Source organism: Nocardiopsis nanhaiensis, from assembly GCF_054778635.1.
This window is the reverse complement of the sequence record NZ_BAAGZJ010000004.1, coordinates 103218-125953: the sequence shown is the minus strand read 5'-3', so window position 1 is coordinate 125953 and position 22736 is coordinate 103218. Positions and strand designations below refer to the sequence as shown.

Annotated in this window: 20 protein-coding genes; 9 read left to right on the top strand and 11 right to left on the bottom strand. The window is 67.6% G+C overall.

Going from position 1 to position 22736, the window contains the following annotated elements; genetic code table 11:
- Nucleotides 1-175 precede the first annotated feature (175 nt).
- Together ACYVD1_RS03165 and ACYVD1_RS03160 are read right to left on the bottom strand one after the other, a co-directional pair.
- A complete protein-coding gene (locus ACYVD1_RS03165; RefSeq protein ID WP_460756732.1) occupies nt 176-1165 on the bottom strand; it encodes an electron transfer flavoprotein subunit alpha/FixB family protein in 990 nt (329 codons plus the stop codon).
- 56 nt (nt 1166-1221) lie between these two features.
- Nucleotides 1222-2001: an electron transfer flavoprotein subunit beta/FixA family protein gene (locus ACYVD1_RS03160; protein ID WP_460756727.1), complete on the bottom strand. Its 780-nt coding sequence runs from the start codon at nt 1999-2001 to the stop codon at nt 1222-1224.
- A 259-nt stretch (nt 2002-2260) separates the two neighbouring features.
- On the opposite strand from ACYVD1_RS03160, the gene ACYVD1_RS03155 reads away from it, so the two are divergent.
- A complete protein-coding gene (locus ACYVD1_RS03155) occupies nt 2261-2776 on the top strand; it encodes a thioesterase family protein (protein ID WP_460756722.1) in 516 nt (171 codons plus the stop codon).
- A gap of 309 nt (nt 2777-3085) precedes the next feature.
- Here the strand turns inward: ACYVD1_RS03155 and ACYVD1_RS03150 are convergent, their stop codons facing one another.
- The 8 genes from ACYVD1_RS03150 to ACYVD1_RS03115 form a co-directional block, all read right to left on the bottom strand.
- The gene (locus ACYVD1_RS03150; RefSeq protein ID WP_460756715.1) at nt 3086-4555 is read right to left on the bottom strand and encodes an aldehyde dehydrogenase; all 1470 of its coding nucleotides are present in this window, start codon (nt 4553-4555) and stop codon (nt 3086-3088) included.
- 50 nt (nt 4556-4605) lie between these two features.
- A complete protein-coding gene (locus ACYVD1_RS03145) occupies nt 4606-5709 on the bottom strand; it encodes an NAD(P)-dependent alcohol dehydrogenase (protein ID WP_460756712.1) in 1104 nt (367 codons plus the stop codon).
- Between the two features lie 63 nt (nt 5710-5772).
- Nucleotides 5773-6009 (bottom strand): 2Fe-2S iron-sulfur cluster-binding protein, encoded by a 237-nt coding sequence (locus ACYVD1_RS03140; protein WP_460756706.1) that lies wholly within the window; start codon nt 6007-6009, stop codon nt 5773-5775.
- Between the two features lie 184 nt (nt 6010-6193).
- Nucleotides 6194-7417: an NAD(P)/FAD-dependent oxidoreductase gene (locus ACYVD1_RS03135; protein ID WP_460756701.1), complete on the bottom strand. Its 1224-nt coding sequence runs from the start codon at nt 7415-7417 to the stop codon at nt 6194-6196.
- Nucleotides 7414-8736: a cytochrome P450 gene (locus ACYVD1_RS03130; RefSeq protein ID WP_460756698.1), complete on the bottom strand. Its 1323-nt coding sequence runs from the start codon at nt 8734-8736 to the stop codon at nt 7414-7416. Before ACYVD1_RS03130 ends, ACYVD1_RS03135 begins: the two co-directional genes overlap by 4 nt.
- Before the next feature lie 93 nt (nt 8737-8829).
- A complete protein-coding gene (locus ACYVD1_RS03125) occupies nt 8830-10005 on the bottom strand; it encodes a helix-turn-helix transcriptional regulator (RefSeq protein ID WP_460756694.1) in 1176 nt (391 codons plus the stop codon).
- A gap of 160 nt (nt 10006-10165) precedes the next feature.
- A complete protein-coding gene (locus tag ACYVD1_RS03120; protein WP_460756688.1) occupies nt 10166-11254 on the bottom strand; it encodes an acyl-CoA dehydrogenase family protein in 1089 nt (362 codons plus the stop codon).
- Nucleotides 11255-11321: 67 nt separating this feature from the next.
- Nucleotides 11322-12515, bottom strand: a complete 1194-nt coding sequence (locus ACYVD1_RS03115) for an acyl-CoA dehydrogenase family protein (RefSeq protein ID WP_460756684.1) — start codon at nt 12513-12515, stop codon at nt 11322-11324.
- A 94-nt stretch (nt 12516-12609) separates the two neighbouring features.
- Here ACYVD1_RS03115 and ACYVD1_RS03110 point away from each other — a divergent pair, with 94 nt between their 5' ends.
- From ACYVD1_RS03110 to ACYVD1_RS03075, 8 genes are all read left to right on the top strand, one after another.
- Entirely contained in the window at nt 12610-13062 is a 453-nt protein-coding gene (locus ACYVD1_RS03110; protein WP_460756679.1) for an FAS1-like dehydratase domain-containing protein, read from the top strand.
- Entirely contained in the window at nt 13059-15464 is a 2406-nt protein-coding gene (locus tag ACYVD1_RS03105; protein ID WP_460756676.1) for an acetoacetate--CoA ligase, read from the top strand. Before ACYVD1_RS03110 ends, ACYVD1_RS03105 begins: the two co-directional genes overlap by 4 nt.
- A 158-nt stretch (nt 15465-15622) precedes the next feature.
- Nucleotides 15623-16423: an enoyl-CoA hydratase-related protein gene (locus ACYVD1_RS03100; protein ID WP_460756671.1), complete on the top strand. Its 801-nt coding sequence runs from the start codon at nt 15623-15625 to the stop codon at nt 16421-16423.
- 36 nt (nt 16424-16459) lie between these two features.
- Nucleotides 16460-17602, top strand: a complete 1143-nt coding sequence (locus ACYVD1_RS03095) for an acyl-CoA dehydrogenase family protein (protein ID WP_460756668.1) — start codon at nt 16460-16462, stop codon at nt 17600-17602.
- Nucleotides 17603-17635: 33 nt separating this feature from the next.
- A complete protein-coding gene (locus ACYVD1_RS03090; RefSeq protein WP_460756664.1) occupies nt 17636-18538 on the top strand; it encodes an SDR family oxidoreductase in 903 nt (300 codons plus the stop codon).
- Between the two features lie 49 nt (nt 18539-18587).
- The gene (locus ACYVD1_RS03085; RefSeq protein ID WP_460756660.1) at nt 18588-19376 is read left to right on the top strand and encodes an SDR family NAD(P)-dependent oxidoreductase; all 789 of its coding nucleotides are present in this window, start codon (nt 18588-18590) and stop codon (nt 19374-19376) included.
- A gap of 38 nt (nt 19377-19414) precedes the next feature.
- Nucleotides 19415-20476, top strand: a complete 1062-nt coding sequence (locus ACYVD1_RS03080; protein ID WP_460756656.1) for an NAD(P)H-dependent flavin oxidoreductase — start codon at nt 19415-19417, stop codon at nt 20474-20476.
- A 63-nt stretch (nt 20477-20539) separates the two neighbouring features.
- Complete coding sequence (locus tag ACYVD1_RS03075) at nt 20540-21688, top strand: acyl-CoA dehydrogenase family protein (protein ID WP_460767474.1); 1149 nt, start codon at nt 20540-20542, stop codon at nt 21686-21688.
- Here ACYVD1_RS03075 and ACYVD1_RS03070 read toward each other — a convergent pair.
- Nucleotides 21676-22614, bottom strand: coding sequence for an alpha/beta hydrolase (locus ACYVD1_RS03070; protein WP_460756650.1), 939 nt, complete (start codon nt 22612-22614; stop codon nt 21676-21678). The genes ACYVD1_RS03075 and ACYVD1_RS03070 overlap by 13 nt on opposite strands.
- Between the last annotated feature and the right edge of the window lie 122 nt (nt 22615-22736).

The window sequence follows — 22736 nt, the reverse complement described above, 5'->3', positions numbered from 1 at the left end:
CGCCGACCGGTCGCCGGCCATGCGGCGCCGACCGGGGGCACCGGTGCGTTCCTGCGGGGTATTTCCCGCGCCGCCAGAGTTGTTATCGCTGGCCATGGGCATTCTCAGTCCTTCTACTTCCTTCAGGGCAGGCGCTGGCAGCACAAGCTCGCGTGTGGCCGGACGGCTACCCGGATCAGTTCCGGCGGTTGTTGATCTCCTCGATCAGCCGCGGAACCACAGAGAACACGTCACCGACGACCCCGAAGTCGGCGACCTCGAAGATCGGGGCGTCCTCGTCCTTGTTGATCGCCACGACGGTTTTGGAGGTCTGCATCCCGGCCCGGTGCTGGATCGCCCCGGAAATCCCCAGGGCCACGTAGAGTTGCGGGGTCACGGAGACACCGGTCTGGCCGACCTGGTGGGACTGCGCCACGTAGCCGGCGTCCACGGCCGCCCGGGAGGCGCCCACGGCCGCCCCAAGCGCGTCGGCGAGGTCCTCGACCAGGGAGAAGTCTTCCTTCGACCCCATCCCGCGGCCGCCTGAGACCACGGTCCTGGCCCCACGCAACTCGGGACGGTCGGTCTCGGCCGGCGTGTCCACGGCGTCGTCGATCCGCGCCCCCGGGGCGGCCGCGGTGGCCACCATGGCGGACCGAACTTGCGGGGAGGCGACGGCATCTGCACGGGCCTCGATGGAGCCGGAGCGGACGGTGGCGATCATCAGCCCACCCTCGACGGTGGACTCGGAGGTGAAGTCCCCACCGAACACGGAGTGCTCGGTGACGATCTCCCGGCCCTCCTCGTCATAACGGACCCCGACCACGTCGGCGGCCACCGAGCCCCCGGCCACGATCGCCAGTCGCCCGGCCACGGACTTGGAATCGTTTGCGGCCGGTACCAGCACTACATGCGCGCCATAGGCGGCCACGGCGTCAGCCAGGGCGCCAACCTGGGCGGTCCCCAGCTCGGTGGCGACGGTCGCGGACTCGGCCAGGTAGGCGTGTGCGGCGCCCAGTGCGCCGAGTTGCCCGGCCAAGGCCCCGCCCTGCCCAGGGGCAGTGACGGCGACGGCGACCGGTGTGCCGATCTGAGCGGCCGCGCCGAGCAGCTCGGCGGCCGTGGACTTCGGTCTTCCCTCGATGGTGGTCTCGATCAGGACCAGGACGTTTCCGGTGTTTGCCATGATGCAGTCTTCTTTCCGGCCTGTGAGCGTCGTGGTTTCAGAGGGCAGCCGGACGGTCAGACCAGCCGGTTGGAGACCAGGAAATCGGCCAGCTGCACGGCGGCCGTGCCGTCATCGGCGACCTTCGGGCCAGCCTCCTTCGCAGGCCGCTCACTCGCCGAGACCATCACCGAACGCACCGGGGCGGAGTCCGGCCCCGCCTGGATCCCCAACTCCGTCAGGGCCCAGGTGTCCAGCGGCTTCTTCTTGGCCCGCATGATCCCCTTGAAGTTCGGGAAGCGCGCCTCAGCCGCCTTCTCGGTCACCGAGACCACCGCGGGCAACGACGAGCTCAGGGACAGCGAAGCGCCGTCCACCTGGGCTGTGCCGGTGACGCCGTCAGCGGCGATCCGTACTTCTTCCAGGGCTGGAAGCACAGACCAGCCCAGTACCTCGGCGACCATCGCCGGCACCATCCCGCCCCGGCCGTCCGTGGCCTCGTTGCCGGCCAGCAGCAGGTCTCCTCCGGTCTTCTCAACCGCCGCGGCCAGGACCCGTGCGGTCTGGACCATGTCCGAACCGGCCAGTGCCGGATCCGTCACCAGTACCCCCGAGTCCGCCCCCATCGACAGCAGCTTGCGCAGTGTCTTGGCGGAGTCCTCCGGGCCCATGGACAGGATCACGATCTCCGTGTCCGCATTGGCGTCTTTGAACCGGAGGGCCGTCTCCAGAGCACGCTCATTGATCTCGTCCGGCACCGGTTCCGAGGCGCCCCGGTCCAACAACCCCGAATCCAGGTCGAGCTTCCGATCCGACCAGGTGTCCGGCACCTGCTTGGCCAATACGACAATCTTCATCGCGTGCTCTCCTTGCCCAAGGAACCTTCATGGTCTGACCATAAGCATAGTACGTTGGTCTGACCAAAAATACTAGGACATCCAAGTAATTGCCAGCGAAGCACCAGCCAGGACTTGCCCACAGCGGGGCGAGCGGCAGCCGGCCCACATCAAGCCCTGCCGACCGCAGCGCCGGGGGCGGCTGCGCCTGTTCGACCATCGATAGGTATGGTCTGACCATAGAATCGTCAGCCCGAGGGCTCTCACCCAGGAGATCGCCGTGGTATCAGCAACGCGCACCAACCCTTCCGCGGAACAGGTTCTGCAGATCCCCGTGCACTGGACCGACGAGGTCCGTGAGGACTGGATCGATGCCAACGACCACATGAACATCCGTCACTACGTGGACATGGGCGGGTTCTCCACGGACCAGGTCTGCCAGAAGATGGGGATCGATGACGCGTATCGCGCAGAGCGCCGGTTGGGCCTCTTCACCGCGGAGCAGCACCTGACCTACGTCCATGAGATGCGGCTGGGCACGCCTATCACCGCACATGTCCGCGTCCTGGACCGAAACGAGAAGGTCGGGCATATGTTGGCCCTGGTCATGGACCGCGAGAAGGACCGGCTGGCCTGCATCTACGAGACGGTCCTGATCCACGTCGACATGGACAGCCGTCGCCCCGCGGGTTTCCCGGACGACGTGGCACAAGCCTTCGACCGCTTCATAGCCGAGGACACCGCACTGCACTGGCCAGCTCCGGTGAGCGGTTCCCTGGGGATCCGACGGAACTGACTCCCCGCCGGACGGGGGCGGTCCTGGAGAACCAGTGCCGCCGCCACATGCGCGGAGCCGCTCGGACCTGGCGCCCGCGGCGGAAACGGGATGCTGTCGGCCTATCCCGGATGCAGATCACTTCGCCCCGTCGAGCAGTTGCCCGGCGGGGCGAAGTGCCGCGCAGCGGCTGGTGCGGGTACGGCTGGGAGGGCCCCGGCCAGGTGGGCATCGACGCGGCTGAGGCCGATCGCCGCGCCGGTGGACTCATGCCACAGAGCTCGCTTCGGCCGGGCCCGAGCGGCAGGGGCTGTGCGGACACCAGCAGCCTCAGGGATTGGGGCGGTCCAGGTACACGGTCTTGGTTTCCTGGAAGGACGCCAGACCCTCGGGGCCGAGTTCGCGGCCGAGTCCGCTGGCCTTCACGCCGCCGAAGGGCGCCACGGGGTCGTTGTTGTAGCCGTTGACGCCGATGGTGCCGGTGCGGACAGTGCGGGCGAAGGCCGCGCCGCGGTCGGGGTCCCTCGTCCAGACCGAACCGCCCAGGCCGAAGTCCGAATCGTTGGCGATCCGCGTGGCCTGTTGCTCGTCCTCGTAGGGAATCACCGAGAGCACGGGCCCGAAGATCTCCTCCTGGGCGATGGTGGCCTTCGGGTCGACGTCGGCGAAGACCGTCGGCTCAACGAACCACCCTTGGCCCAGCCCCTGCGGTCGGCCGCCACCGACGAGCAGGCGGGCCTCCTGCTTGCCCTTGGCGATGTAACCCTCGACGCGGTCCCGCTGGCGTTCGGAGACCAGCGGTCCGATCTTCGTGGCCGGGTCGAGCGGGTCGCCCACGGCCAGCCCGGAGTAGAGATCGGCGAGCGTCCCGGTGATCTCGCCGTAGCGGGCGGCGGGTACCAGGATTCGGGTTCCCAGCCAGCAGACCTGCCCGTTGTTGACCATGGTCGCTGCGAAGAAGTCCTCCAGGTTCGACTCGAGTTCCGCGTCGTCCAGGATGACAGCGGCGGACTTGCCGCCCAGCTCCAAGGTCACCGGGCGCAACAGCTCTCCACAGGCGGCCGCGACCTTCCGGCCGGCCTCCGAAGACCCGGTGAAGGACACCTTGTCCACACCGGGATGGGACACGAGGTAGGCGCCGACCTCGCGTCCAGCAGGGACGATGTTCACCACTCCGGGCGGCAGGCCCGCCTCGTCAGCGGCCTCTGCAAGCAGGAAGGCATCCAGGACGGTTTCCGGGGAGGGCTTCAGCACCACGGTGCAGCCGGCGGCCAGCGCTGGCGCCAAGGCAAGGAAGGTGATGGCCTGGGGGACGTTCCACGGGACGACCTGGGCCACGACCCCGATGGGACGGCGCACCACGAGAGTCTGCTTGCCCAGCAGGCCGGGCCTGACCTCTTCCTGGGTCTTCTCCGCGAGGTCGGAAAAGTAGCGCACCAGCACTGGCGGGAAGCCCTGTTCCCACTGCTGAGCCAACCAAATGGGCATGCCGTTCTGGACCGTGACCCGCCGGGCGGTCTCCTCACCGCGGGACTCCAGGGCACGGGCGAAGCGCTCGAGGGCCTCGCGGCGTTGTCCGGGAGTCGAGTGGGCCCAGCCGGACGGGTCGTCGAACGCGGTCCGGGCAGCCGCGACGGCCGCGTCGACGTCGGCCTCGCTGGCCTCGGGAACGCTGCCGACGGGCTCATGGGTGGTGGCGGAACGGACGCCGATGCGCGCGGGCGTCGTCGGTTCTGCCCAGGCGCCGCCGATGTACATGCGGTCGTAGTCCACTATCTGTTTGGTGTCCGAGGTGGTCACGTCCAGCTCCTTGGTTCGGGATGGGGTTACAGGTGCGGGTACACGGCGGATCAACCGTGGACCAGCACGACCTTCACGGCCTCTCCGCTGGCCTGGGCGGCGACGGCCTCGTTGATCCGGTCGAAAGGCAGGGTGGTGACCAGCCGGTCAAAGGGGAGGACGCCCTTTTCGTACAGGGCAATGAGCTCAGGGATAAAGGAGTCCGGATCGCTGTTTCCCTCGACGATTCCGGTGAAGCTCATCCCGCGGGCCTGCATCTCCAGCAGATTGACGTTGAGGGCGGCCTGCGGCTGCTGCGGCACGCCCACCATGCCCAGGTGCCCCCGTTGTCCCATGGAGGCGAGGATCTCGATGATGACGTCCTCCATGGCGGTGGTGTCCAGGACGTAGTCCACCCCCTCGGGCAGGATCTCCCGCACCCGCGCCGACATCGACGAAGCCGTAGGGTCCACCACGTGGGTGGCGCCAAGGGACAGGGCCAGCTCCCGACGCTGGGGCAGAGGGTCGGACACGATGACGGTCCCCACCCCACGGGCCACCGCGGCCAGGACACCGGATAGCCCTACCGATCCCCCGCCGGTCACCAGTAGGGACGAGCCCTGCTCGGCGTCCAGCGCGTTGAGCACGGCGCCGGCACCGGTCTGCACCCCGCAGCCCAGCGGTCCGGCGATCTCCAGAGGAACCGATTCGGGGATCTTGACCACGTTGCGTTCGCGCGCCATGGCATGGCGGGCGAATGTGGACTGGCCGAAGAAGTTCGAGGCCACCGGTTGGCCTGCGTGACTGAGGGCACTGGTGCCATCGGGGCGCGCACCACCGAAGTTGCGGTCCATGAACTCGAGGCAATAGGCCGGGACGCCGGCCCGGCACTGAGTGCACTTGCCACAGCTGTTGAAGCTGGCAGCGACCCGGTCGCCGATCCCGACCTTCGTGACGCCTTCGCCAACGGCCAGTACGGTGCCGCTGCCTTCGTGCCCCAACACGCCGGGGAACGGGAAGGGCAAGTGACCCTCCCGGACGGCGATGTCAGTGTGGCACAGGCCGACTCCGGCGACTTCGAACAGGACCTCGCCAGGACCTGGATCGCCGATGGCCAGGTCCTTGAGCGTGAACTCTCCACCGGTGGCCTCTAGGACAGCTGCGGTGGTTTTCATGGTTTCTCCTGGGGGTGTGAACGACTCCGGTTTCGGGCTGAGGTCAGCTGCGGCCAGCCCGTATCAGCAGTTGCCGCGGGAGACCCGGACACGGGCGCCCTCGGCCTCGTCCGAGACGATCAGCTGGCAGGACAGCCTGGAGTTCGCTGACGCGTCCTCGAGGAACTCGATGAGGTCCGCTTCCTCAGTCATCGGCTCCTCGAACGCGCCGTCAGGGGCGTGTTCCAGGAAGACGTGGCAGGTGGCACAGGAACAGCTCCCGCCGCATTCGGCCACGATGCCGGGCAGATTGTTCCGCACGGAGCCATCCATGACGGATTGCCCGCAGGGAACATCCATCGGTTTTTCGGTTCCGTCCGGAAGCACATAGGTGACAGTGGGCATGTCAGTCCCTTCCTTCTTGGGCTGGGATTTCGATATCGGCAGCCGCCCAGGGGCCTCGGCCCGGGAGGGCTCAGGCCGGCAGTTCTCGGACCGGCGGACCTCAGGCCGACACGAGGACCCGCAGGTCGGTGTCCGGGTCGAGAAGAGCCTGCGGGTCGACCGGGCACTGCCTGGTGAGCATCTTCTTCGCGGCCATGAAGTCCCTGGGCGAGTTGACCGTCTCGGCGGCGAGCAGCCGGCCGCCGCGGAGGTGGTACAGGGCGTAGCTCCCGCCAGCCGGATCCCCGCGCTGCACCGTCTCGTAGTCGCCGTGGACAATGCCGACGATCTTGATCTTCAGTTCGAACTGATCCGACCAGAACCACGGAATGTCATGGTCCTGCGCCGGTCGGCCGAGGACGACGTCGACGGCATGTCGCGCCTGTTCCACGGCGTTCTGGATGCTTTCCACCCGCATTCGCCCGGACGGAGTGGCCAGTCCGGCCACGGGCCGGTTCGCGACATCTCCGATCGCCAGGATGGACTCGTCGCTGGTGCGGGAGCGCGCGTTGACCACGACCCCCTGATCGCAAGCCAGACCCGCCTCACGGGCCAAGCCGTCCCTCGGGATCGCTCCTGCCCCCACCAGCACGGTTCCGCAAGGGATTTCCGTCCCGTCGGCCAGCCGCACACCACCGACCCGGCCGGCGTCGCACCGGTATCCCACAGTCTCGGCGCCCGTGACGATTGTGGTGCCGCTCCGTTGGTGGTGCTCCGCGATGCGGTCGGAGAGGTCCGGGCTGGCCACACGGGCCAGGATGCGGTCCTCCCGTTCGATCACGGTGACCTCCACGCCACGGGTCCGGGCGGCCGCGGCCACTTCCAAGCCGACGTAGCCGCCGCCGACGATGGCCAGCGGCCGCCCGGAGAGGATGTCCCTTCCCAGGCTGGTGGCGTCGGCCAGGTCGCGAAGGACGTGGATACCCTCGAGGTCCTTCCCGGGCAGATCCAGACATCGGGGTTCCGCCCCGGTGGCCAGGACCAACATGTCGTACTCGAGCTGCGTGCCTCCGGCCAAGGTCACCCGCCGGGAGGACCGGTGGATGGACACGGCCGTGTCCCCCAGGAGCGCGGTAATGCCGTTGTCCGCGTAGAACGCGGGGTCGTAGAGCCACTTGACGTTCTCGCTGCCGAAGGACTTGGACAACGGGGGGCGGTGGTAGGGGGCGTGCTCCTCGGCGCCGACCATGACGATCTCACCGTCGAAGCCCTCCCTGCGCAGCAAGGCCACGAAGGTTCCTCCGGCATGGCCGCCGCCCACCACGACGACCCTGCGTGGACTCACGACAGCTCCAGGATCAGGGGCCTGTTCTTCAGGCCGCCGACGAAGTTGGTCTGGACGACCTTGCGGCCCCCGGTGAGCCGCACGGAGGCGATGCGGGGCAGCAGTTCCTCCAACATCACCCTGAGCTCCATTTTGGCCAGGTGCTGGCCGATGCACATGTGCGGGCCGTAGCCGAAGGCGATGTGCTTGTTGGGTTTGCGGTCGAAGCGGAACTCGTAGGGGTTGTCGAAGACCTCGTCGTCGCGGTTGGCGGACTGGTACAGGGTCATCAGCCGGTCCCCCGGCTCGATGTGCTGCCCGCGCAGTTCGTAGGCCTCTACGGCCTGCCGGGTGAACTGCTTGACCGGTGAGGCCCAGCGCAGGGCTTCGTTGACCAGGTCGGGGATCCTCGACGGTTCCGCCTGGACCGCCGCGAGCTGGTCCGGGTGTTCGGCCAGTGCTTCCAGGCAGCTGGCCATGGTGGACGAGGTGGTGTCATGGCCGGCCGTGGCGATCGCGATGAACCAGCCGTAGGCCACCTCGCGGGGGAAATACTCGCCGTCGGGCTGCGTCGCGTTGGCGATGATGGAGGCCAGGTCGCCCCTCGGTTCGGCGCGGCGGTCGTCGACGAGGGTGTCGAAGTACCGGTAGAAGTCCTGGATGGTGGCGGCCCACTGCTCAGCCGCCGCGGCCGGGGACATGGGGGTCACGTCGGCGCGCTGGGCATCCGGGTCTGCGGTGCCGAAGAAGTCCTGCGTCAAGGCCATCATCCGCGGCTCGTCCTCGGCTGGAACCCCGAAGAGGGTCATGATGACGTGCAGCGGGTAGTAGACGCTGAAGTCCTTCACGAAGTCCAGTTCGTTACGGCCGGAGACGAGGCGCTGGTCGATGGCTTCGCGGGCCAGCACCCGGATCTTGTCCTCCCAGTGCTTCAGCGACGCCGGCCGGAACCATTCCGCGCCGATGTCGCGGAACATGGTGTGCTCCGGGGGATCGAGATATGTCAGGGATTCGATGATCCGCAGGCTTCCACCGGTCAGCTCCTTGGTGAACGCGTCGTCCGCCTGGCTGGCGAAGTTCGGGTTGTGCGCACCAGGGGTGGCTCCGCCGTTGGTGAAGATCTCGGGCTGGCGTTCGACCGTCATGATGTCCGCGTGCTTGGTCAGCAACCAGACCGGGTCGTATCCCTCGACCTTCACCTTGGCCAGCGGGGCGTTCTCGCGAAGCCACCGGTACGCCTCGAAGAGGGCCTCGTCGTCGCGGTGGCCTTCCGGGGTGACGACCTGGCGGGCGATGTGGTCGGGGACCTGCGTCTCCTGCGCGTTCTGGGTAACGCTCATCGTGTCCTCCGTGAGTTGGCTGTTTCCAACATGGAGGAATGTGACCTGGGTTACATCTATCGAATGGGGTATCTTGCCGCCCGGAAGGCACCGTCAGCTATCGCCGCTGTGGCGCCGGTACAGGGCAGCGGCCCGAGTCCTGTTGTCCACGCCGAGCTTGCGGAGGATGTTCCTGACATGGGTTTTGGCGGTACCTTCGCTGATCACCAGGGCCGCCGCCAGGTCGGCGTTGGACAGGCCCTCGGCCATCAGGGACAGGATCTGAAGTTCCCGCTTCGTCAACTCCCCGCAGCAGCCGCGCCCTGGCGCCCTCAGGCCAGCGGCACCAACAGGGGCGGCGGCCCCCGCGGACTCCACTTCGACCGCGGTCCCGCCCCGGCTTGCACCCGACGCCTTGCGGAGCAACCGAAGGCCGCGGTCAGCAGCCAGCCTCGGTTCCTCCCCACCGCCAGTCAGGAGGATCCGCTCCAGGGCGGCTCCGGCGCCGACGGTCAGGAGGCTGACCAGGTCTCGGTCGAAATCGTCCACGGTGCCGCTCTGCGCATGGAGGTCCAGGCTGACAAACCCCACTACCTCATCGCCCACCACCAGCGGGGACGCGACATAGGAGTCCGATTCGGTGACCTTGATGATGTCCGGGTGCACCCTGGAACTGTCCCTGATCCCCCGCATGAGGATGGGGCGCCGACCCTGGATCATGTCGTACTCGAAAAGGCTCCTCAGGTCCCGGAGCGGTTTGCGCCGACCGGCCTCCACCAGCCGCCTGCTCTCCGCCGGACCGCGCTCGGAGTGCGCAGACTGAGCTACCCAATGCAGACGGTCCACCCAGGAGAACAGCGATCTGACGTAACCGAGTTCCACGATCTCCACCGGCAGTCGGGAACTGAACTCGTCGATCGACCCGATCGTCCGCAACTTCTGCAGGGACTGGTCAACCCGGTGCATCATCTCCTGCCGGGTTGCCATCTGCCGGGTCATCAGACTGTTCCGCAGCACGGCAACGTCCGACGCCAGCAGGCGCGCAGCACCCGGCACGTCCAGACCGCCGGCCTGCGACCACACGGGACCACGGCTCCGCAGAACGCCCTCGGCCCAGGCCAGTGCGGCGTCCAGCTCCCGCCAACTGTCGCCGACTCCGTGCAGTGGGAGACACCTGTGGTCCAACAGGGCGACGGTTTCCAGGATGTGGTGGGCCCGCGCTGTCAGGGACTCCCACGACTCGTACGACTCGTACGGTCCGCTGGCCGGACCCAACGGTGGACTCGTCATACTCAGTGAGTATCCCACAAGCCTGATAAGCGTACAATGCTTTCAATGGACCATTGGTCAGTCCAAACATTGCGGCCCTCGCCGGACCAGCGGTCCAGAGCCGCCCGACTTGACCGGGCTCCACCGCCCGCAGAGGCTGCGGGCAGGCTTCATCGAGTAACTATCCCGTCGGGGTAGGCGAGTGCGCTCCCAGCAACCCCAGCGCGTCTGCCAGCCGGTCATTCCACGCCTCCGGGGAACCGAACAGGCCAGCGTTCAGTTTGGCCCGCTTGTAGAACAGGTGCAGGTCGTGCTCCCAGGTATAGCCGATCGCGCCGTGCATGGTCAGGGCGGAGTCCGCCGCGCGCGGCCCCTCGGCCGTGACTTGCGCCTTGGTCGCGGCGGCGTGCAAGGAGCCCTCCGGCTGGCCGGAGTCCACCGAAGCGGCCGTGTAGTACACCGCAGACCGCGCCGCCTCCACACCGACCATGATGGTGGCGGCGGCGTGCTTGACGGCTTGGAACGACCCGATGGCCACGCCGAACTGCTGACGCTGCTTCGCGTACTCGACGGAAAGGTCGAGCAGCCTCTGACTGACACCAAGGGTGTCCGCCGCGACCAGCACCGCGGCTTGACGGGCGATCCCGGACAGCACGGCCGACGCGTCCACGTCCAGGCGTTCCGACGCGGCCCCGTCCAGGGTCACGTCCGCCATGGACCTCGACCGGTCCAGCAACCGGCGCGCCGTGGACCGGACGCCGTCCTGGGCGGCCCCGACCAAGTGGAGCTCCACTCCGCCGGCACCTGCGACCGGCACCACGAAACGGGCCGCCTTGTCACCGGAAAGCACCCGGGGAACAACCCCGTGGATTCCGGAATCCCGCACCTCCAAGGGCGCGGCGTCGTCGGGAATCCGGTCCGCGGGTACGAGCAGGGCAAGCGTCTGGCCGGACAGGGCCGTCTCCACGTCCTCAGGCCGCCCGGCGAGTGCCGGCAGGGCCAGGGTCGTCGCCAGCCACTCCGAAGACGGGGCGGCTACGCGGGCGAGGTGCTCGGACGTCAGGGCCAGCTCCACCAGACCCCCGCCCTGTCCCCCCTCTTCCTCGGGGATGCCGACACCTGCCCAGTACCGGGCGAACGAACCTAGGAACTCAGAGGGGTCGCCGGTCTCGAACCAGCGCCGCAGCCGTTTCGAGTCCACGGAGCTCTCCAGCCAGTCCTGGAGAGCCTCGGCGTAGGCCTCCTGCTCCTCTGAAAACTTCCATTCCATGGTTCTACTCCAGTCACTGGTTATGAGGTCTTGGCGGTGGTCCCGGATAGTCGGGAACGGGGGTCCGCTACTTGCGGGGCATCCCGAGGATCCGTTCGGCCACGATGTTGCGCTGGATGAAAGTGGACCCGCCGGCGATGGCGGTGCCTCGGGCCTGGTTCGCCAGGCGGAGCCAGTGCCGTCCCGGATCGCCGCCGCCAGAGGCAGCCACCTCGTCTGCCAGCCCGAACTGGTCATCCAGCGGCTCCAGCGAGAGCCCGGCATCGGCCAGGTCCTCCACCAGCGGGCAGAAGTAGAGCTTTCCGATGGAGGTGACCTCACCCGGGGGCTCTCCGCCGGTGGCCCCGGAGATGACGCGCTGGCTGATGGCCTGGTGCAGGTGCACCCGGCCCCACAGATCGGCCACCGTACGCCGGACCTGCGGGTCGGCGCCCAGCGGGCCGCCGTCTCCGGCCGTGCGGGACCGGACGTCCCCGATGAGGCGCTCGATCTCCTTCACCGTGTTCACCCGCCCGGTGGCGATCGCAACGCGCTCGAAAGACAGGGTGCCCATGGTCACCTTCCAGCCACCGTCCACGTCGCCGACGACGGCGGAGTCCGGCAGGAAGACCTCGTCCAGGAAGACCTCGTTGAACTCCGCCTCGCCGAGCATGTGCTCAAGCGGGCGGATGGTCACTCCCGCCGCATCCATCGGCAGCAGGAAGTAGGTGATGCCCTTGTGCCGCTCGCCCCCTCCGGTGCGGGCCAGGAGAATGGCGTGGGCGGCCAGCTGGGCCCGGGAGGTCCAGATCTTCTGGCCGGTGATCCGCCAACCGCCCTCCACCTTCACGGCCTTGGTACGCAGTGAGGCCAGGTCTGAGCCGGATTCCGGCTCAGAGAACAACTGGCACCAGATGTCCTCACCGGTGAGGATCCGGCGCAGGTATTGCTCCTTCTGCTCAGCCGTCCCGTAGTGGGCGATGGTCGGCCCGGCGAAGTCCTCACCGATGGTGTTCAGCCGCTCCGGAGCGCCCGCATGCGCAGACTCCTCAGCGAAAATGGAGGCCATCCGTTCGTCGAGCCCCTGGCCTCCGTACTCCTTCGGCCAGGTCAGGCCGGCATAGCCGGCATTGAAGAGTTCGGTCTGGTAGTTGCGCCAGAACGGTGCCTTCTCCTCCAGCTCCGGCGGCTCGGGCCAGTCCAGGGCGGGGAGTGCACGGGCAAGCCAGGCACGCACCTCGGCGCGGAACCGTGCCTCTTCCGGCTGCTCGGAGAAATCCATGCTCGTCCCTTCATCCTTCATTCGCTACAGTGAACTTTAGGTCAGACCATTTAATATGGCTAGCCTAAGACCTCATCAGCGAGAGGACGTGCTCATGGAGGACACCAGCTTGGTCGGCACCGTGGTGGACGAAGTCGCCTTCGACGTCGAACGGGGCAAGATCGCCGAGTTCGCGCGGGCCACCGGGGCCCACGACACCGTGCACACCGACCGCTGCGAGGCCCAGCGACGCCGATTGCCGGACGTCGCCGCAACGGCAACCCATGTGGTCGCCGCCGGCCACCACCGCAGCCAGACCGCGATGCTCGAGACGCTCGGCCTGGAATTGGCTCGGGTCGTCGTTGGCAAGACCGGGTGGCAGTACCTCCGCCCGCTCACGGCCGGCGACTCCCTGACTGGCCGACGGGTGGTTGTCGCTGACGAGGCCAAGACGAGCAGCAGCGGCACTGCCCTGCGGATCATCACCCTGGAGACCGAATACCTGGACCGCGACGGCACGGTCACCGTCCGCCAGCGGGAAACGATCCTCGAAAGGGGCCGGAAATGACCACCCCGTCCGCAGGACGCTTCGGACCTGTCACGCAGACGGACATCGTCCGGTTCGCCGGGGCCGGCGGGGACTTCAACCCCCTGCACCACGACCCCTCCTTTGCCCGGGATGCCGGGTTCGAAGCCCCCATCGCGATGGGCCAGTTCACCGCCGGGCTGATGGCCGGATGGCTCACCGACTGGTGCGGCGTGGAGAACCTCCACTCCTTCGACGTGCAGTTCAAGGCCCCGGTGAAGATCGGCGACACCGTGGACTTCTCTGTCGCGGCAACGGAAACGCCCCCGGACGGGCGCACCCTCGCGCTGGACCTGATCGCATCCGTTGGCGGAAGGACCGTCGTCGTCGGGCACGCCGTGACCACCCCGCCAGAGGGCTGTACGCAGGAAGCCGGCGCCGCGTCGGGCGGCGACGTCCGTCAGCCGATGTGGACACCGTCGGCCGCGCGGGTGGACGGGTCACGGATGCGCGACTTCCAGCGCTGGGTCGCCGAGTACCGCGGAGTGCAGACCAGCGACTACACCTCCCTGCACCGGTGGTCGGTCTCGGACCTCGAGGGCTTCTGGGGTGCAGTCTGGGAGTACTTCGGCGTCCTGGCGTCGAGAAAGCCCGACCTCACGAGGCCGGGCTCCGTGCTGGCCGACGATTCCATGCCCGGGTCCTCCTGGTTCCCCGGTGCGAGGTTGAACTATGCGGAGAACCTGCTGCGTCATGCCGCGGACCGGCCGGACGACGTTGCGATTATCGGCGAGCACGAGGAGCTCGCAGCCACCAGCCTGACCTGGAGCGAACTGGAGGCGCAGGTGGCTGCCCTGGCCGCCGAGCTGCGCCGGCTCGGGGTCCGTCCCGGAGACCGGGTCGCTGCCGTGCTGCCGCACATCCCGCCAACCGTCGTGGCACTCTTGGCCACCGCTTCCGTCGGTGCGGTCTGGTCCGTGGTGAACACCGACTTCGGCCTCAGCGGAGTGGCCGACCGGTTCGCGCAGATCCAGCCGAAGGTCCTGCTCACCGTGGACGGCTACGAGTTCGGCGGCAAGGTGCGCGACATGACAGGCACCATTGCCGAACTGCGCGGGGTGCTGCCCACCGTGGAGCACGTGGTCGTGGTCGATCAATTGCCAGCCGGCACCTGCGGCGAACCACCGGAGGACACCCAGCGGCTCTCGCAGATCCTCGGCCGCCCGGCCGAACCCGACTACGAGCAAGTGCCCTTCGAGCACCCCCTGTGGGTGCTCTACTCCTCCGGTACCACCGGCAAGCCCAAGGGAATCGTGCACTCCCACGGCGGGGTGCTTCTGGAGGTGCTCAAGGCCAACGGCCTGCACTACGACCTCGGGCCCCGGGAACGCGCCTACTTCGCCGTCTCCACCACCTGGGTGGTGTGGAACATGGTGGTGGACACCATGGTCATGGGCACTTCGATCGTCACCTACGACGGCTCACCCAACCACGGCGGTCCGGACCGCCACTTCGAGCTCATCGCCCGGCACAGGGCCACCTTCTTCGGCACCGGCGCAGCCGTACTGACCATGGTGGAGAAGGCTGGAGCGGTCCCGAACGCACGTTACGACCTCTCTGCGCTCACCGCCATGATGGTCACCGGATCGCCACTGCCCGACTCGACCTGGAACTGGGTCTACTGGGCGGTCGGCGAGGACATCCGAGTCGGCTCGGACTCCGGCGGCACGGACGTGGCCACCGCCTTCATCGGGTCGAACCCGCTGGACCCGGTGTACCGAGGCGAGCTCATGGGCGCCTGCCTGGGAGTGGCCGCGGAATCCTGGGACTCCGAGGGGCACCGTATCCACAACGAGGTCGGCGAGTTCGTGGTCACCCGCCCCATGCCGTCCATGCCCGTCATGTTCTGGAACGACCACGACGGTTCCCGGTACTTCGACTCCTACTTCAGCACCTACCCCGGTGTCTGGAGACACGGCGACTGGGTCACAGAGCTGGAAGAAGGACAGTTCATCATCCACGGTCGCTCCGACTCCACCATCAACCGCGGCGGGATCCGGATGGGCTCGGCGGACATCACCCAGGTCGTGGACGAGGTAGACGGGGTCGCCGCCTCCATGGTCATCGGTGCTGAACTGTCCGGCGGGGACTACTACATGCCCCTGTTCGTGGTCCCCGCCACCAGTCGAACCGTGGACGACGCAATGCGGAAGGCCGTCGTCGACGCCATCCGCACCCGTGTCTCCCCCCGCTACGTGCCCGACGAGATCATCGAGGCCCCGGCTGTGCCCAGGACCCGTACCGGCAAGTTGATGGAGGTGCCCGTCAAGAGACTCTTCCAGGGCGCCGGGCCGGAGAGCCTCAACCGCGGCACCGAGGACGACTCAGACGTCCTGGACTGGTATGTCGGCCAGGCAGCGGAGTTCCAGCGGTCCCGAACGTGAACCGGATCGAAACATCGGCGGCGCCCTATTGATAACGATCGTTCACAGGTCTAGAGTCTGAAAATGGTAAGACCAAAAATCTCAGGCCGGGGTTCCCCGGCCGCGACCGGGTCGTACCACCCAGAACCACACACAACCGACGAACTTCAAGGAAAATCATGCCCGCACTCGAGAACTTCACTGACGTCCTCTACGAGGTTGACAACGGCCTGGCCTGGATCACCATCAACCGCGCCGACCGTTACAACTCGTTCCGGGCCCGAACCGTCGACGAGCTCGTCATGGCGTTCAAGACCGCTTGGAACGACCCCGAGGTGGGAGTCGTCGCGCTCACCGCCGCCGGCGAGAAGGCCTTCTGCACCGGCGGCGACCAGAAGCAGCGGTTGGAGAGCGGCGACTACGGCCCCTCCGAGTCGGGCCTGTTCGAGATCGACTCCCTGCACCGCGTCATCCGGGACACCCCCAAGCCCGTGATCGCCGCGGTCAACGGCTTCGCCATCGGCGGTGGCCACGTCCTCCACCTGCTGTGCGACCTGACCATTGCGGCGGACCACGCACGGTTCGGGCAGAACGGCCCGCGCGTCGGGTCCTTCGACGCCGGCTTCGGCACAGGCCTGATGGCCCGCGCGGTCGGTGAGAAGCGCGCTCGGGAGATCTGGTTCCTGTGCCGCCAGTACTCCGCCGAACAGGCAGTGGACTGGGGCCTGGCGAACAAGTCCGTCCCCGCCGACCAACTCAAGGCCGAGGTGCGTTCCTGGGCGGACGAGATCCTCAAGCTCTCCCCCACCGCGCTCAAGGTGCTCAAGCAGTCCTTCAACTCGGACACCGAGCACTTCGCCGCAACCGGGCAGATGGCCTACTCCAGCCTGAGCTTGTTCGGCGAGACGGCGGAGGCCCAGGAGGGCATCAACGCCTTCAACGAGAAGCGGACACCCGACTTCCGCGCCCACCAGGCCTGAGCCGCCCGGACCGCTTCTCCGAGAGGACTCCACCCCATGCAGTTCACCGAAGAACAGCTGTCGCTGGCCGAGGCCATCCGCGGCTATTGCGCTCAGAACACAGCGACCGTAGCCCAGCGGGACGCCCTGACCGGGAACGGGACGCAGACCACCTCGCGGCAGACACTGGCCGATATGGCCGAGCTCGGCTGGCTGGGGATTTCCCTGCCCGAGAAGTACGGCGGGCAGGGCGGGACGTTCGTGGACGAAGTGGTCTTCCTCGAGGAGAGCTCCCGAGGCCTCGCCCCGGTCCACGCCTACTCAACCGGGCTGACCGCCGCCCAGACCTACCTCAGGTGGGGCAGCGAGGAGCAGAAGGCCAGCATCTGCACGAACCTGGCAGAGGGCCGGCTGGAAGCGATCTCCCTCTCTGAGCCGAACACGGGGTCGGACTTGGCCGGGGTGCGCTGCAAGGGTGTCCGGGACGGGCGCGATTACGTCATCAACGGCCAGAAGACCTGGTGCACCGCTGCGCACCTGGCCGAGCACGTCCTCCTGCTGGTCCGGGAAAGCTCCTCGGGCACCCGGCATGAAGGACTGACGCTGCTGATGGTGCCCACCAGCAGCCCGGGGCTGGACATCGTGCCGATCGAGACCATGGAGCCCCGCACGGTCAACGAGCTGTTCTTCAAGGACGTCCGTGTCCCGGCCTCCGCCGTCGTCGGGAAGTCCGGGCAAGGCTGGAAGCAGCTGATGCGCGGGCTGAGCGTGGAACGCCTGATCATCGCCGCCATGAGCCTGGGCGCCGCCCAGCGTTCCGTGGATGACACGGTTGCCTATCTCCAGGAACGCGAGGCCTTCGGTGTGAAGCTCGCGACGTTCCAGGCGCTGCGCCACCGGGTGGCAGACCTTGCCACCGATATCGCGATGGCCAGGTCCTTCGTCTACGACGTGGCGGCCGAGATCGACGCCGGGCTCGAGGACTCCCTGGCCTCCAGGTCGGCCATGGCCAAGTCCCGGTGCACCGACATAGCCCAGCACGCCGCCCTCGAGGGCATCCAGATGCACGGCGGGAACGGCTTCACCCGCGAGTACGGCATGGAGGGCCAGCTGCGTGCCGCCATCGCCCCGCGAATCTACGGAGGCGCGAACGAGGTCCAGCGGGACATCATCGCCAAGGCCCTGCTCGGTCGCCCCTGATCGCAGACCGGAACAACTGACAGGAGCGAGATCATGACCTCCCACCCCTCCCCATTCCGCCCGGACATCCTGGCCGGACAGCGGATCCTCGTCACCGGCGGCGGCACCGGGCTGGGCCGCGGCGTCGCCCGCCACCTGGCCGAGCACGGCGCCGAGGTCCATCTCTGGGGCCGCCGTGAGGCTGTCCTCGAGGAGGCTGCGGACGAGGCATCGGCGTCCGTTCCCGGACGCGTCCACTTCCAGGCCGTGGACGTCAAGGACCATGACATGGTCGACGCCGCCATGGAAACCCTGTGGAGCGGGTTCGGCCCGCTCACCGGGGTTATCAACAATGCTGCGGCGAACTTCATCGCCCAGACCAAGGACCTCAGCCCCCGCGGGTTCGACACTGTCTCCTCCACAGTGATGAAGGGCTCTTACCACGTCACGCAAGCCGCCGGGAAGCGGTGGATCGCACAAGGGCTGAAGGGCAACGTCCTGTCCACCCTGACCACCTGGGTCTGGACTGGCTCGGCCTTCGTGGTCCCCTCAGCCATGGGTAAGGCCGCAGTGAACGCCATGACCATGTCCCTGGGCGTGGAGTGGGCCAAGTACGGGATCCGCATCAACGCGGTCGCCCCGGGCCCGATCCCCACGGAGTACGCCTGGGAGATGCTCAACCCCACGGAGAGCTCCTCCGCCGGGGCCACCCAGTTCGACAGCGTCCCGGCCGGCCGCCCCGGCACGGTCGAGGAATTGGCCAACCTGACGATTTTCCTGCTCACCGACGCCTGCGATTACATCACCGGCCAGACCATCGCGATGGACGGAGGGCAGATGCTCGCCGGCCCCGGCACCTTCGCCGGCTTGACCTCCATGACCGACGAAGACTGGGCCGAAGCCCGCGAGAAGTCCCGGGCTGCCACGGAGGCCTCCAAGGCGCAGCGAAGCGTGTAGCCCGGTAGTCGTCGCCGAAGAAACCATCCGTCCCCTGACTGGAGTCTCGATGTCCCCTCCCACTGTTCGCACCTACGAGGACTCCGCCGTCGTCGTCGCCGGCGCCTCCTCCGGAGTAGGGCTGGCCTCCTCTCTGGGCTTCATCGATGCCGGGGTGACACGGATCGCCATGCTTTCGCGTTCCTCGGAACGGGGCATCGCCGCGCGCGATACCGTGCGTGCACGCAACCCCGAGGCGACCGTCGAGTTCATCCCGGCGGATCTGAACCATCCCGATCAGGTTGCCGAAGCCATCGAGTCAGCCCACCGGAAATTGGGGGCCATCGACGTCATGGTCAGCTCCGTGGCGGCGTCCTACCGGCCGGAGCTGCTGCACATGGTCGACCCGGCGGAGTTCGCTGCGATCGTCAACGGGCAGGCCCTTCCACCCATGTATCTGACCCGGGCCGTCCTGCCGATCATGTCGGAACAGGGCGGGGGCAGCATCGTCAACATCGCCTCGGATGCCGCCAAGGTTCCGACCCCGGGTGAGTCCGTCCTCGGCGCAGCCATGGCGGCAATCGTCATGTTCAGCCGGACAGCAGCCATGGAGGCCAAGCGCAACGGGATCCGGGTCAATGCGGTCACGCCCTCCCTGATTTCGGGAACCGCGACGGCGGAGCGGGTCCTCAGTGACGGCTTCAGCAAGTCGCTTTTCGAGAAGGCGGCCCGGATGGCGCATCTGGGAGTCGCCGAGCCAGACGATCTCGCCGAGCTCGTGGTCTTCCTCGGAGGGCCCGCGTCGGCCCGCCTCACCGGGCAGGCCATCAGCGTCAACGGCGGTATCTCCGCCGGTTGAGCAACTACCCATCGGCACGGATGAAAGGCGGGGTCCCCATGGCCTCCATTTCCAATCGCTACACCCAGCTCACCGGCATCGACCATCCCATCGTCCAGGAGGGCCTCGGCCCGTTCCGCACCCCCAAGCTCGCCGCGGCGGTGTCCGAAGCCGGTGGCTTGGGCACTGTGTCCATGCCCGGCATGCCGCTGGACATCGATGCCGGCGCCCGCACCTTCCGCGAGCACATCGAGGAAGCCGCGAGCCTCACCGACCGCCCGTTCGCCGTGAACATCCCGGTCGGCGTCGACCACAACGGAGAAGTGCTCCCCTTCACCGACACCTACATCAAGACCGTGCTCGCCGCCCGGAAAGCGGACGAGACGCTGGCCCGCCAGCTGCGGGTGATCACCACCTCGGCGGGATTCCCCGGCCCCTACATCCAGGCCGTCAAGGACGCCGGAATGATCCACCAGCACAAGGTCGGTTCCACTCGGCAGGCCGTCAAGTCCGCGGAAGCGGGGATCGACGTCGTCATCGCGGCGGGCTTCGAGATGGGCGGACATGCCCCGAGCAAGGCCGTGCACACGTTCGTCCTGGTTCCCAGCGTCACAGAGGCCGTGGACGTGCCGGTCCTGCTCACCGGTGGTGCCCGCGACGGCAGGGGCCTGGCCGCCGCCCTGGCCATGGGGGCCGACGGCGTGGCGATGGGCAGCCGATTCATCGTCAGCCAAGAGAACTCCGACTGGCACCCGAACTACGTCCAGGCCCTGCAGGACGCGCGCGAGGGCGACGACGTCGCCTTCGACGGCGTCTACGGTCCCTGCCGCGGGCTGCGCAACAACGCCTCGGACAGACTGGCGGCCCGTAGCGGCCACGGGCCGGACGGCTCCGATGAGAAGCTCAGCGAGGTGGACCTCATGCGCTGGAAGATCGAGTCGATGCAGCTGTCCCAGACCGCCGGGGATGTGGAAAACGGACTGGTCCTGGCCGGTCAGGTCTCCTCTGCCCTGACCGAACTCATCCACGTCGCGGAATTCGTCCCCGCCATGGCCGAAGAGGCCGCCAGCATCCTCCGTGGCCTGGCGTCCCGTATCGACACCGCTGTGGCCGTCGATTGAGCGGTCCCCACCAGAGCCGAACGCCGGGGCGAGGCCGACAAGAAGGCAGACATGGACTTCGGAATGACGGAAACGCAGCAGGAGCTGCGGGACATCGTGCGGGCCTTCGCCCGTGACCGATTGGCCCCCGGGTACTTGGAGCGCGCACGATCGACCCGCTTCGACTGGGACCTGCACCGCCGCATCGCGGAACTCGGCGTCTTCGGCCTCTTGGCCGGCGAGGAACACAATGCCCTGCCGACCGAGGACTTCGTCGCCGTCGGGCTGGTGATCGAGGAACTGGCCTACGCGGACTTCAACATGGCCAATGCAGCCATTCCGGTGATGCTCATGGGCTCGCTCCTGGCCCGGCACGGCAGCCCGCGGGTCAAGGAGGAGTACCTGTCCCGGCTCGTCGACGGCAGCATCTACGTGGCACTGGGGCTCACGGAACCCGAATGCGGGTCCGATGTCAGCGCCATCACCACCACGGCCGAGACCACCGGGGACGGCTACGTCATCAGCGGTGAGAAAACCTCGGTGACTATGCTTCCCGGAGCCGAAGCGATCATTCTGGTGGCCCGAACCGTGCGGAGCGGGCAGGACGTGGGCGCTTCCGCTTTCCTCGTGCCACTCGACGCGCCCGGAATCTCCAAGGCACCCATTGAAGACCCCGGCTGGAAACCCCTGGGACGCGGGGTACTCCACCTCGACCGGACCGCCATTCCCGCCGATGCTCTCTTGGGACAGGAGGGCCAGGCTTTTAGGCAGGTGCTCAACGGCTTCGACTTCACCCGGCCGCTACTCGCCCTGACCGGAATCGGCTGCGCACAGGTATCCATCGACGAGACGGTGGAGTACGTCAGCCAACGCACCACCTTTGGGACGCCGCTGGCCAAGAACGAGGGCGTCTCCTTCCCCTTGGCCGAGCATGCGACGCACCTGCAGGCGGCGCGACTGCTGTGCTATTCGACGCTCTGGCACCGGACGGCCGACCGGCGGCACACCGCTCTCGCCGCGATGACCAAGTGGTACGGACCCTCGCACGCCAGCCAGGCGATTCGGGAATGCCTACTGCTGCACGGCAACTTCGGCTACAGCAGCGAGTTCCCCTTCGAACAGCGGCTGCGGGACGTACTTTCCGTCGAGATCGCCGACGGCACCGCCCAAATCCAGAAGATCATCATCGCCAGGGAGCTGTTCGGTCGGCAGTTCGTGCCCTACGGCACATGATGGCCCGAGGAAGGCGTGCCCCAGCCGGCGTTCACCGCCCGGAGGGCCGCGACCAAAGCTGCCGGCTGATCCAGCATCGGGGCATGGCCGGCGCCGGGCAGATCCAGACAGATCCCGCCCGCGGCCTCAATCAATCCGTGCACTGAAGCGGACACCATACCGAGTTCACCCCGCAGGTAAGCCAGTCGACCTCCGGGGCTCGGCATTGTGGTTCGCATCCTGGCCTTGCCATGGAAGATCCCGGCGTCGAATTTCCAGGTCCAACCTCCCGGAACCCGGCGGATCGAGCTGCGGGCCACATGGTCGCGCACGTCGGGCAACGAGGCCTGCACGGGGATTGGCCGGAAGCGCTCCACCGCCTGCTCCAGGCTCGGGTAGAGGCGGTGCCGGGAGACGAAGGCACCCGCCTCCGGTAGCTGTTGGGCCTCCGAACCGCCGATCGGCGAATCGACCACGATCGAACGGACTACCCCGGATTCCGCCTGCTCCCGCAGGTACAGGGTGATCAGACCGCCCAGGCTATGACCGACGACGGTGCAGTCCTGGCCCAGCCCGGCAGCGCGTCGGACTTCCAGCACCTCGGCGCCCCACGTGTCTATGTCGTAGCACGCCCGGTGGTCGCTGTCACCGTGACCGGACAGATCGAGGGCCACTACCCGGCCGCGCGCCGCCAGGAGCGGGCCGATGTGGTCCCACCAGCCGGAGTGGGCGCCGCCGCCGTGCACCAGCAAGACGTCCCCGCTGCCGGCTTCACCCCACATCCTGAAGGCGATCCGTGCCCCCTCCACTCTGACGGTGCCGCGGTCGGGACGCCGGTTCAGTGCCTCCACGATCCAGCCCGTCGTCGAGACGCTTGATAGCCCGACGTTTTCCTCCTCGTCTTCACCTTCGTCCCGCGTTACCGGCCCGGAACCGATCGTGGTCATGGCGTTCCTCTCCTCGGTGGGTCCGACCCTTCGACGGACCTTGAAGCATCGTGCGGCGGCCGTGCAGCTGACCCAACGTTCGACATTCGTGGAAACTTAGTCCCCTCCATTGACAAATATTA

What these genes read in the sequence shown, in the direction of transcription:
- ACYVD1_RS03165 (WP_460756732.1), bottom strand. Translation starts at nt 1,165, where the DNA reads ATGGCAAACACCGGAAACGTCCTGGTCCTGATCGAGACCACCATCGAG.
- ACYVD1_RS03160 (WP_460756727.1), bottom strand. Translation starts at nt 2,001, where the DNA reads ATGAAGATTGTCGTATTGGCCAAGCAGGTGCCGGACACCTGGTCGGAT.
- ACYVD1_RS03145 (WP_460756712.1), bottom strand. Translation starts at nt 5,709, where the DNA reads ATGAAAACCACCGCAGCTGTCCTAGAGGCCACCGGTGGAGAGTTCACG.
- ACYVD1_RS03130 (WP_460756698.1), bottom strand. Translation starts at nt 8,736, where the DNA reads ATGAGCGTTACCCAGAACGCGCAGGAGACGCAGGTCCCCGACCACATC.
- ACYVD1_RS03125 (WP_460756694.1), bottom strand. Translation starts at nt 10,005, where the DNA reads ATGACGAGTCCACCGTTGGGTCCGGCCAGCGGACCGTACGAGTCGTAC.
- ACYVD1_RS03120 (WP_460756688.1), bottom strand. Translation starts at nt 11,254, where the DNA reads ATGGAATGGAAGTTTTCAGAGGAGCAGGAGGCCTACGCCGAGGCTCTC.
- ACYVD1_RS03115 (WP_460756684.1), bottom strand. Translation starts at nt 12,515, where the DNA reads ATGGATTTCTCCGAGCAGCCGGAAGAGGCACGGTTCCGCGCCGAGGTG.
- ACYVD1_RS03110 (WP_460756679.1), top strand. Translation starts at nt 12,610, where the DNA reads ATGGAGGACACCAGCTTGGTCGGCACCGTGGTGGACGAAGTCGCCTTC.
- ACYVD1_RS03105 (WP_460756676.1), top strand. Translation starts at nt 13,059, where the DNA reads ATGACCACCCCGTCCGCAGGACGCTTCGGACCTGTCACGCAGACGGAC.
- ACYVD1_RS03100 (WP_460756671.1), top strand. Translation starts at nt 15,623, where the DNA reads ATGCCCGCACTCGAGAACTTCACTGACGTCCTCTACGAGGTTGACAAC.
- ACYVD1_RS03095 (WP_460756668.1), top strand. Translation starts at nt 16,460, where the DNA reads ATGCAGTTCACCGAAGAACAGCTGTCGCTGGCCGAGGCCATCCGCGGC.
- ACYVD1_RS03090 (WP_460756664.1), top strand. Translation starts at nt 17,636, where the DNA reads ATGACCTCCCACCCCTCCCCATTCCGCCCGGACATCCTGGCCGGACAG.
- ACYVD1_RS03085 (WP_460756660.1), top strand. Translation starts at nt 18,588, where the DNA reads ATGTCCCCTCCCACTGTTCGCACCTACGAGGACTCCGCCGTCGTCGTC.
- ACYVD1_RS03080 (WP_460756656.1), top strand. Translation starts at nt 19,415, where the DNA reads ATGGCCTCCATTTCCAATCGCTACACCCAGCTCACCGGCATCGACCAT.
- ACYVD1_RS03075 (WP_460767474.1), top strand. Translation starts at nt 20,540, where the DNA reads ATGACGGAAACGCAGCAGGAGCTGCGGGACATCGTGCGGGCCTTCGCC.
- ACYVD1_RS03070 (WP_460756650.1), bottom strand. Translation starts at nt 22,614, where the DNA reads ATGACCACGATCGGTTCCGGGCCGGTAACGCGGGACGAAGGTGAAGAC.